General features: G+C 69.5%; 10 protein-coding genes and 1 pseudogene. 5 read left to right on the forward strand and 6 right to left on the reverse strand.

Translation table 11 applies throughout. From position 1 onward, the window contains the following. The 3 genes and pseudogenes from MVA01S_RS26525 to ctaC form a co-directional block, all read right to left on the reverse strand. A pseudogene (locus MVA01S_RS26525) lies at positions 1 to 523 on the reverse strand (hypothetical protein); the annotation flags it as partial. Between the two features lie 156 nt (positions 524 to 679). Next, on the reverse strand, positions 680 to 1,099 hold the full coding sequence (locus tag MVA01S_RS26530) for a cytochrome c oxidase subunit 4 (RefSeq protein ID WP_003933082.1): 420 nt from the start codon (positions 1,097 to 1,099) through the stop codon (positions 680 to 682). 9 nt (positions 1,100 to 1,108) lie between these two features. Next, entirely contained in the window at positions 1,109 to 2,143 is a 1,035-nt protein-coding gene (gene ctaC, locus MVA01S_RS26535) for an aa3-type cytochrome oxidase subunit II (protein ID WP_040542924.1), read from the reverse strand. Positions 2,144 to 2,267: 124 nt separating this feature from the next. Here ctaC and asnB point away from each other — a divergent pair, with 124 nt between their 5' ends. Continuing rightward, the gene (gene asnB / locus MVA01S_RS26540; RefSeq protein WP_040542925.1) at positions 2,268 to 4,211 is read left to right on the forward strand and encodes an asparagine synthase (glutamine-hydrolyzing); all 1,944 of its coding nucleotides are present in this window, start codon (positions 2,268 to 2,270) and stop codon (positions 4,209 to 4,211) included. A gap of 32 nt (positions 4,212 to 4,243) precedes the next feature. On the opposite strand, the gene MVA01S_RS26545 is transcribed toward asnB, so the two are convergent. Further along, complete coding sequence (locus MVA01S_RS26545; RefSeq protein WP_003933085.1) at positions 4,244 to 5,215, reverse strand: carbohydrate kinase family protein; 972 nt, start codon at positions 5,213 to 5,215, stop codon at positions 4,244 to 4,246. Between the two features lie 198 nt (positions 5,216 to 5,413). On the opposite strand from MVA01S_RS26545, the gene MVA01S_RS26550 reads away from it, so the two are divergent. After that, positions 5,414 to 6,079, forward strand: a complete 666-nt coding sequence (locus MVA01S_RS26550) for an Rv0361 family membrane protein (RefSeq protein WP_040542926.1) — start codon at positions 5,414 to 5,416, stop codon at positions 6,077 to 6,079. Position 6,080: 1 nt separating this feature from the next. Here the strand turns inward: MVA01S_RS26550 and MVA01S_RS26555 are convergent, their stop codons facing one another. Beyond that, positions 6,081 to 6,458: a HesB/IscA family protein gene (locus MVA01S_RS26555; protein ID WP_040542928.1), complete on the reverse strand. Its 378-nt coding sequence runs from the start codon at positions 6,456 to 6,458 to the stop codon at positions 6,081 to 6,083. 112 nt (positions 6,459 to 6,570) lie between these two features. Next, entirely contained in the window at positions 6,571 to 7,632 is a 1,062-nt protein-coding gene (locus tag MVA01S_RS26560; protein WP_003933088.1) for a glycerate kinase family protein, read from the reverse strand. An 80-nt stretch (positions 7,633 to 7,712) separates the two neighbouring features. On the opposite strand from MVA01S_RS26560, the gene MVA01S_RS26565 reads away from it, so the two are divergent. From MVA01S_RS26565 to MVA01S_RS26575, 3 genes are all read left to right on the forward strand, one after another. After that, positions 7,713 to 8,399 (forward strand): DUF3043 domain-containing protein, encoded by a 687-nt coding sequence (locus tag MVA01S_RS26565; RefSeq protein ID WP_003933089.1) that lies wholly within the window; start codon positions 7,713 to 7,715, stop codon positions 8,397 to 8,399. Next, positions 8,396 to 9,451, forward strand: coding sequence for a nicotinate-nucleotide--dimethylbenzimidazole phosphoribosyltransferase (gene cobT / locus MVA01S_RS26570; protein WP_003933090.1), 1,056 nt, complete (start codon positions 8,396 to 8,398; stop codon positions 9,449 to 9,451). The genes MVA01S_RS26565 and cobT overlap by 4 nt, the downstream gene beginning before the upstream one ends. Before the next feature lie 7 nt (positions 9,452 to 9,458). Further along, positions 9,459 to 9,895 (forward strand): adenosylcobinamide-GDP ribazoletransferase (locus tag MVA01S_RS26575; RefSeq protein ID WP_174538997.1); only part of this gene is annotated, 437 nt, incomplete at its 3' end.

A 9,895-nucleotide genomic window follows, 5' to 3' on the forward strand; every position in this document is an offset into this window, starting at 1 on the left:
GGGGCGGCGGAGGTGGCGGCTCGGTGACGGTGACCGTCTCCGGCGGGGGTGGCGGAGGAGGTTCCTCGGTCGTCGGCGGCGGTGGAGGCGGCGGGGTCGTGGTGGTGGTGAACTCGTCCTGGACCGGCGGCAGGGACGTGGTGCTCGGCGAAGGCGTGGCCAGGTTGTCCGTCTCGGACCGCGTCACCAGCACCGACACCGACACCACCAGCGCGATGGCGGCGACGATCGCGACGACGCCGACCACCCACGGCCACCGCGGTGGCGGAGGCAGCTCGGCGTCGGCGTTCGCGTCATAGCTGTCGTAGTCGTACAGCGACGCGTCGCCCGGCGTGTACTGCGGGCTGACGAACTGTTCGGATTCCGGCGCCGAGTAGGCGCGCGAATAGAAGTCGGTCTGGCCGGTATCGGGACTGCTGATGTCCCGGGTGGGGTCATCGGGGCTGGGCTGGTGGTCAGCCGGCCCCTCGTCGGGGAGGCCAGAGCTGCCAGAGTCCTGCCCGGGAGGATTCGGCCCGCTCATCTACGTCTATCCTTTTCGACTGCTTCTCCGGCACCGTGCGCCGGGGCGGCTCATGGCGCCTCGGCAACACTACCCAACGGCAGCATCCGATCGGACGGCTCGACGCGAGTTGCGGGCGAACTCATGCCCGATTGTGACCTTCGCGCCGACGCCGGATCAGTGCTTCTCGGGCCCGGTGTAGTACTCGAACACCAGCCCGGACACGGTGGCGATGACGAAGCAGACGCCGGCCACGATCAGCCACGGCAGCCACATGGCCAGGCCGACAGCGGTGATCGAACCGGACAGCGCGATGAAGATGGGCCACCAGCTGTGCGGGCTGAAGAAGCCGAGCTCGCCTGCGCCGTCGGCGATCTCAGCGTCCTCGTAGTCCTCGGGCCGGGTGTCCAGGCGGCGGGCGACGAACCGGAAGAACGTGCCGACGATCAGCGACAGGCCGGTGGTCAGCGCCAGCGCGGTGCTGCCTGCCCACTCGATACCGCCGGGCGAGAACATGTAGGTCAGCACCACGTACACCACGGTGCACAGGGCGAAGAACGCCGTCAGGAACTCGAACAACCTGGCTTCGATATGCATCTGCTGTCCTTACCTGCTCGCCTGGGGCAGCTCGGGCGCACCCTCACCGCGACGGGTGTCGAAAGGCTTGGTGGTGACCGCCAGCGGGGGCTGGTTGATCGCTTCCAGCGCTTCGGCATTCGTCTTCCCAGCGGAACGCTGATCGAGGTACGCCTTGAAGTCGTTGGGCTCCACCACACGCAGCTCGAAGTTCATCATCGCGTGGTAGGTGCCGCACATCTCGGTGCACCGGCCGACGAAGGCGCCGGTCTGATTGATCTCGCTGATCTGGAAGATGTTGTCGGAGTTGTTCTCCTTGGGATTGGGCAGCACGTCCCGCTTGAACAGGAACTCGGGCACCCAGAACCCGTGGATCACGTCGGCCGAGGCGATCTGGAACTCGATCCGCTTACCCACCGGAACGACCAGCACCGGAATCTCGGTGGAGGTGCCCAGGGTCTCGACCTTGTTGAAGTTCAGGTACGTGCGGTCCTCGGGGTTCTTGCCGTAGATCGCGCCGACCTGCTCGGTGCCGTGCTCGTCCACACCCTCGGGGCGCGAGGTCATGGCCTCTTTGCGCTCGTCGTCCACACCGTCATAGGTCAGCGTGCCGTCGGCGAAGTCGATCTTCTGGTAGCCGAACTTCCAGTTCCACTGGAACGCCGTGACGTCGATGACGACCTCGGGGTTGTCTTCCTTGTGCAGCATCCGCTCCTGCACGACCACGGTGAAGTAGAACAGCACCGAGATGATGATGAACGGGATGACCGTCAGCGTCAGCTCCAGCGGCATGTTGTAGCCGAACTGGCGCGGCAACTCGGTGTCGGTCTTCTTCTTGCGATGGAACGCCATCGTCCAGAACAGCAGGACGTAGACGATCGCACCGACGACCAGTGCTGCGATGACCGAACCGATCCACAGTTCGCGGTTCAGGTGAGCTTCCGGGGTGATGCCGTTGGGCCAGCCGAGGCCGAGCACCTCCGACCAACTGCATCCGCTGAGTAGCACCGCCGTCGTGCCCAAGAGCAGCGACAATGCCACCAACTTCACGCCGCGAGCGGACACGTTGGCGCCTCCTACTTAGTCGATTGACCGGCGGCCGGTCAGACGGCTGCATCGAATACTACGCAGCGTAGACCACGCCCCTGGCGCGACGCGAAGCGACCGGTGGATTAGGCATACTGGCGCGGTGTGCGGACTGCTTGCGCTGGTCACCGGCCCTTCCTCTGAGGTATCCCCCACCACTGTCGATGCGGTGTCGGGGGCCACCGCTCAGATGCGACACCGTGGCCCGGACGAGCCGGGCACCTGGAACGACGACCGGGTGGTGCTCGGTTTCAACCGGCTCTCGATCATCGACATCGCCCACAGCCACCAGCCGCTGCAGTGGGGCCCGCCGGAGGCGCCGAACCGCTACACGTTGGTCTTCAACGGTGAGATCTATAACTATCTGGAGCTCCGGGAAGCGCTGCGCTCCGAGTTCGGCGCGGTGTTCCACACCGACGGTGACGGCGAGTCGATCGTGGTCGCCTATCACCACTGGGGCCCGGAGGCGCTGACCCGGCTGCGCGGCATGTTCGCGTTCGCGCTGTGGGACAGCGTGAACCAGGAGTTGTTCTGCGCCAGGGATCCGTTCGGGATCAAGCCGCTGTATCTGGCCACCGGCGCGGGCGGCACCGTGGTGGGCAGCGAGAAGAAGTGTCTGCTCGATGTGGCCGACGGTCTCGGGATCGACCTGGGGATCGACGAGCGCGCGGTCCAGCACTACACCGTGCTGCAGTACGTCCCCGAGCCCGAGACGCTGCACCGCGGCATCCGCCGGCTGGAGTCGGGCAGCTACGCGCGGATCCGGCCGGGTGCGCAGCCCGAGGTGACGCGTTACTTCAAGCCGCGGTTCGACGCGGTGCCGTTTCCGTCCCGTTCGACTCCGGGCGCCGAGCAGGCCCGCTACGACGAGATCACCGCAGCCCTGGAGGACTCGGTCGCCAAGCACATGCGGGCCGACGTCACGGTGGGTTCGTTCCTGTCCGGAGGCATCGACTCGACCGCGATCGCGGCGCTGGCGATGCGGCACAACCCACGGCTGATCACGTTCACCACGGGCTTCGAGCGGGAGGGTTTCTCGGAGGTCGACGTCGCGGTCGCGTCGGCCGAGGCGATCGGCGCACGGCACATCACCAAGGTGGTGAGCCAGGCCGAGTTCGTCGAGGCGCTGCCCGAGATCGTCTGGTACCTCGACGAGCCCGTGGCCGACCCGGCGCTGGTGCCGCTGTACTTCGTCGCCAAAGAGGCCCGCAAGCACGTCAAGGTGGTGTTGTCGGGCGAGGGCGCTGACGAGTTGTTCGGCGGTTACACGATCTACCGGGAGCCGTTGTCGCTGAAGCCTTTCGACTTCCTGCCGCCGGGTCTGCGCAAGTCGGTCGGCCGGATGGCCCAGCCGCTGCCGGAGGGGATGCGGGGCAAGAGTCTGCTGCACCGCGGGTCGTTGACGCTCGAGGAGCGCTACTACGGCAACGCCCGCAGCTTCTCCGACGCGCAACTGCGCGCCGTGCTGCCGCGCTTCCGACCGGAATGGGTGCACACCGACGTCACCGCCCCCGTGTACGCCGAGTCGCGCGGGTGGGACCCGGTGGCGCGCATGCAGCACATCGACCTGTTCACCTGGCTGCGCGGCGACATCCTGGTCAAGGCGGACAAGATGACGATGGCCAACTCGCTGGAGTTGCGGGTGCCGTTCCTGGATCCCGAGGTGTTCGCGGTGGCGTCACGGCTGCCGTACGACCAGAAGATCACCCGGTCGACGACCAAGTACGCGTTGCGGCGGGCTCTCGAGCCGATCGTGCCCGCCCACGTGCTGAACCGGCCGAAGCTCGGGTTCCCGGTGCCGATCCGGCACTGGCTGCGTTCGGGCGAACTGCTGGACTGGGCGTACGGGATGGTCGGGTCGTCCGGCGCGGGCCGACTGGTCGACCTCGCTGCGGTGCGCGCCATGCTCGACGAACACCGCAGCGGCACCACCGATCACAGCCGCCGGCTGTGGACGGTGCTGATCTTCATGCTGTGGTACGCGATCTTCGTCGACAAGACGGTGACCCCGCAGATCAGCGAGCCGACCTACCCCGTGCAGCTTTAAAGGGCTGTGCAGCCTTAAAGCGCTGTGCAGCCTTAAAGCGCGGCGGCGATCTCCCCGGCGGCTTCGGCGCCGTACGCATCGGTGAGGCGCTGCACCGCCGAGTCCTTGTTCCAGGTCCACTCCTGCGGTCCCGGAGCCTCGAGGACCAGCGTGGCCACCATCGAGGCGAGCTGCGCAGCCCGCTCCAGCGACAGGCCGGCGTCCCGGCCGGTCAGGAAGCCGGCGCGGAACGCGTCGCCGATGCCGGTGGGGTCTTCCTTCGACGTCTCGGGCACCACGTCGACGTGCACGAAGGTGCCGTCGCGGCCGACCAGGTCCACGCCCTTCTCACCGAGGGTGGTGACCCGCAGCTGGATCTGGCCCATCACCTCGGCCTCCGACCAGCCGGACTTCTGCAGCAGCAGATCCCACTCGTAGTCGTTGGTGAACAGGTAGGCCGCGCCGTCGATCAGCTTGCGAATCTCGTCGCCGGACAGCCGGGCCAGCTGCTGGCTCGGATCGGCGGCGAACGCCAGCCCGAGGTTCCGGCACTCCTCGGTGTGCAGGAACATCGCCTCGGGGTCGTTGGCCCCGACGATCACCAGGTCGGGCCGGCCGGCCCGCTCCACGACGTCGGCCAGCTTGATGTTGCGGGCCTCCGACATCGCGCCGGGGTAGAAGGACGCGATCTGCGCCATGTCCTCGTCGGTGGTGCACACGAACCGTGCCGTGTACGCGTTCCGCGAGACCAGCACGCTGTCACAGTCCACGCCGTGCGAGGTCAGCCACTGCCGGTAGTCGTCGAAGTCCTCGCCGACCGCGCCGACCAGCAGCGGGCTTCCGCCGAGCACGCCCATCGCGAACGCCATGTTGCCCGCGACGCCGCCCCGATGCATGACGAGATCGTCGACCAGGAAGCTCAGCGACACCTTCTGCAGGTGGTCGGCCAGCAGCTGCTCGGAGAACTTCCCCGGGAAGCGCATCAGATGATCGGTCGCTATCGATCCCGTCACCGCAATGGTCACGCAGTCCACCCTTCGTCGTTTCGGTGTCTCAGCCTAATGTCGGCCGGGCCGGTCGGCCTTTCGAGGCACCAGGTCGGGCCCGTCGCGACTTCGCCGCCGACGAGGCCACTGCCGCGTGTTGCGCTAACCTGCCTATAAGTGCCTGCCCGGTCACTGTAGATGCCGCAGGATCCGACTGACTTCCCCGGGAGTAAATCCATGACTGGTCCGTACCCGCCCCGATACGGCGCAGGACCAGCAGGCCCGCAGATGTATCCGGAGGGCTACCCGCCGCCCGGCTACCCGCCGATGGGGACGCCGTACCCGAACGGCGGCCCCGCCGCGGCCTATCCGGGTCCGCTGCCGCCGCCGGTGCAGTACCCCAGGCGCAAGCGTCCGTGGATCATCCCGACCGTCGCGGCCGTGGCCGTCGTCGCACTGATCGGCGTCACCGCGGTCGCGGTGACCGCCGGACGCGAGGACACCGCCGCGCCGGGGACGCTCACCGAGTCCGCGGCCCAGGCCGCGATCCAGAACTATCTGGACGCGCTGACCAACGGTGACGACGAGGCGGTCGCCCGGCACACGCTGTGCGGGCTGTTCGACTCGGTCAAGGAGCGGCGTTCCGATCTGGCACTGGCGAATCTGTCCAGTGATGCGTTCCGCAAGCAGTACGAGAGCGCCGAGGTGACCGCGATCGACAAGATGGTGTTGTCCTCGCCGACGCAGGCCCAGGTGCTCTTCACGATGCGGGTGGTGCCGGCCAGCGGCTCGTCACGCACGCAGCCGCGTGAGGGCGACGAGCAGGCGGTGGCTCAGGTGCTCTCGATCGACGACGAGGTCCTGGTCTGCTCCTACCTGCCGCGCACGGCCGGGCAGTACTAGCTCAGTTGAACGAGTCGCCGCAGGCGCACGAGCCGGTGGCGTTCGGGTTGTCGATGGTGAAGCCCTGCTTCTCGATCGTGTCGACGAAGTCGATGCTGGCGCCCTGCACGTAGGGGGCGCTCATGCGGTCGACCGTCAGCGCGACGCCGTTGAAGTCGACGGTCAGGTCGCCGTCGAGGGTGCGGTCGTCGAAGAACAGGTTGTAGCGCAGGCCGGCGCAGCCGCCGGGCTGAACGGCGATCCGCAGCGCCAGGTCGTCACGACCCTCCTGGTCGAGGAGCGCCTTGGCTTTGGTTGCCGCGGCATCCGTCAGGGTCACTCCGTGCTGGGCGTCGGTGGCCTGGCCTGCCTGCACTGCCGACTCGTCCTGAACAGTCATGAAATCTCCCGTGTGGATATATGCGTGGTCGGGGCCGATTTGGGCCGAGACGGCCCTACTAGGTCTGACCCCACTCCCGTCAACGGTACCCCGTTGGCACGGTATTCCCCATCTATGCCCAGCTTCCCGCCACTTGCGCGGTCAGTCCGGTGAGCTGGGCGGCCGCGTCGTCGATCGCACGCTGGACCGATCCGGCGTACTCGGCGATCGAATGCGCCGCCGCGATCCCTGCGCTGTCCAGCGCGGTCCGGTCCAACGTGACCTGACCGGCCAGCACCAGCACCGGGATCCGGTGTGACCGGGCGCCTGCGGCGAGCGCGCTGACGACCTTGCCGTGCAGCGACTGGTCGTCGAAACGGCCCTCTCCGGTGATGATCAGGTCGGCGGCGGCGATGTCGGCCCCGAGGCCGGTGTGCTCGGCGATGATCGAGGCGCCGGATTCGCGCCGGGCGCCCAGAGCCAACAGTGCGGCGCCGAGACCGCCGGCCGCGCCGGCGCCGGGTTCGTCGGCGATCACCCGCCCCGCCACGGCGTCGAGTTGTCGGGCCCACGCCGTCAGGCGCTCTTCGAGGACGGCGACGGTGTCGGGGTCGGCGCCCTTCTGCGGTCCGAACACCGCGGCCGCGCCCTTCGCCCCGAGCAGCGGGTGTTCGACGTCACTGGCGGCGATGAGCTCCACGCCGGCGAGCAGATCCCGTGCGGCGCTCAGTCCGCCGAGCGCCTCGACCATGCCCCGGCCACCGTCGGTGCAGCCGCTGCCGCCGAGGCCGACCACGATGCGGCGGGCGCCCGCGGCGTGGGCGGCGGCGATCAGCTGGCCCACTCCCCTGCTGTGCGCGTCGAGTGCGGTGCGCACGGTCGGCGGGCCGCCGAGCAAAGCCAGTCCGCAGGCCTGCGCGCATTCGATGTACGCGGTGGCCGGCGCGGTGTCGTCGAAGACCCACTGGGCCTCGACGTCGGCGTTGAGGGGTCCGGACACCGTCGCGGTGCGCACCTCGCCGAGCCGGCCCGCCAGCACCTCGACAAACCCGGGCCCGCCGTCGGACTGCGGGGCCAGGGTTATGACGTCCTGCGGCCGCGACCGCTGCCAGCCCTCGGCGATGCACCGGGCCGCCTGGACCGCGGTCAGGCTGTCCCCGAAACAGTCGGGGGCGATGAGTATGGCTGTCACCACGGCAGACTATGACCTCTGCCGGGCGGGCGCAGGTCGCCGTGGATTGGGTCGCCCGGCGGCCGAGAAGTAACCTGGCAGGCGTGAAACTGCTGGGCCGTAAGAACGACGATGCCGGAGACTCCGGGGACTCCGCGCCCCGCGCCGACAACAGCGCCGAGGCCGCGGCAGCCGCGGCGGCCGAACGCGCGAGGACGGCGCCGAAGGGCAAGCCGACACCGAAGCGCAACCAGGCCGCCCGCAGGCGCGGTCCGGTCGCGCCGGCGCCGATGACGGCCGCCGAGGCCAGGAAGCGCCGCAAAGAGATGCGCGGCCCGAAACTGTCCCGTGAGGAACGCAAGGCCGAGCGCGTGGTGCGCCGGGCGGAGATGTCGGAGCGCCGCGAGCGGATGATGGCAGGCGAGGACGCCTACCTGCTCCCCCGCGACCGCGGCCCAGTGCGCCGCTACGTGCGCGACGTCGTCGATTCGCGACGCAACCTGCTGGGGCTGTTCATGCCGTCGGCGCTGTTCCTGATCTTCGTGATGCTGGCGGTGCCGTCGGTCCAGGTGCAGGCGTTCCTGTCGCCGGCGATGCTGGTGCTGGTGCTGATCATGGTGATCGACGGCTTCTTCCTGGGCCGCAAGGTGAACCGGATGGCCGACGAAAAGTTCCCGGACAACACCGAGACCGGCTGGAAGCTCGGCTTCTACGCCGCCAGCCGCGCCTCGCAGCTGCGTCGTATGCGTGCGCCGCGGCCGCAGGTCGAACGCGGCACCCGCGTTGCGTGACGCCGGAGGTGGCGTACTTTCCTGACATCGCCGCGCCTGATCCCGATGCCGCGGAGGCTTCGCGGGTCCGGCAGACGGCGCTGACGAAACCGGTCGGCGCGCTGGGCCGCCTCGAAGACCTGTCGGTCTGGGTGGCGGCGTGCCAGGGTGCGTGTCCGCCGAGGCAGTTCGAGCGGGCCCGGGTGGTGGTGTTCGCCGGAGACCACGGCGTGGCCGCCGCGGGGGTGTCTGCATATCCGGCCGAGGTGACCGCGGCGATGGTGGCCAACATCGCTGCCGGCGGCGCGGCGGTGAACGTGCTGGCCGAGGTGGCGGGCGCCGGGGTGCGAGTCGCCGACATGTCCGTCGACACCGCCGAGCCGCTGTCCGCGGCGATCGGTGCCGACAGAATCCGCCGCTCCAGCGGCAACATCGCCGTTGAGGACGCGCTGACGCCCGACGAGGTGGTGCGGGCTATCGACGCGGGCCGCCGGATCGCCGACGAAGAGGTGGACTCGGGCGCCGACCTGCTCATCGCCGGCGACATGGGCATCGGCAACACCACGCCTGCGACCACGCTGATCGCTGCGCTGACCGACACCGAACCGGTGGCCGTGGTGGGCCGCGGCACCGGCATCGACGACGCGGGCTGGGCCCGTAAGACCGCAGCGATTCGCGACGCGCTCTACCGCACCAAACGCCTGTCAGCCGACCCGATCGCGCTGCTGAGGATCTGCGGTGGCGCCGATCTGGCCGCGATGACCGGCTTCCTCGCGCAGGCCGCCGTGCGCCGCACCCCGGTGCTGTTGGACGGGGTGGTGGTGACGGCGGCTGCGCTGGCCGCCGAGCGCCTCGCGCCGGGAGCGCGGCTGTGGTGGCAGGCCGGGCACCGCTCCACCGAACCGGCGCACACGCTGGCGCTGCGCCATCTGGACCTGGAGCCGATCGTCGACTTGGGGATGCGTCTCGGCGAGGGATCGGGCGCGCTGGTCGCGCTGCCGGTGCTGCGCGCCGCGGTCGCGGTCCTGGCGTCGATGGCGACGTTCGAGGAAGCCGGGATCCCCGGAGAATAGGCGTGCCGTGATCCGTTCGGTGGTGGGGGCTTTCGCGTTCGCGACGGTACTTCCGGTGCCACTGAGGGTGTCGGCGAACGCCGGCCGCGGGGTGTTGAGTGCGCTCCCGGTCGCCGGCGCGGCGCTGGGCGCCGTGGCCGCTGCGGTACTCGCCGCCGGTTTCTGGGCGTTCGGCGACGGCAGCGCGCTGGCCGGGGTGTTGGCGGTCGCGGTGCTGCTACTGGCCACCCGCGGCCTGCACATCGACGGGCTGGCCGACACTGTCGACGGGCTGGGGTGCTACGGCCCGCCCGAGCGGGCGCTGGCGGTGATGCGCGACGGCACCGCGGGCCCGTTCGGGGTCGCCGCGGTGGCGGTGACGATCCTGGTGCAGTCCCTGGCGTTCGCGCAGTCCGGCTGGCCTGCGCTGCTGGTGGCCGTGGTGGCGGGCCGGGTGGCCGTGGT

The organism is Mycolicibacterium vaccae NBRC 14118 = CIP 105934, assembly GCF_001552715.1.
Taxonomy (GTDB): domain Bacteria; phylum Actinomycetota; class Actinomycetes; order Mycobacteriales; family Mycobacteriaceae; genus Mycobacterium; species Mycobacterium vaccae.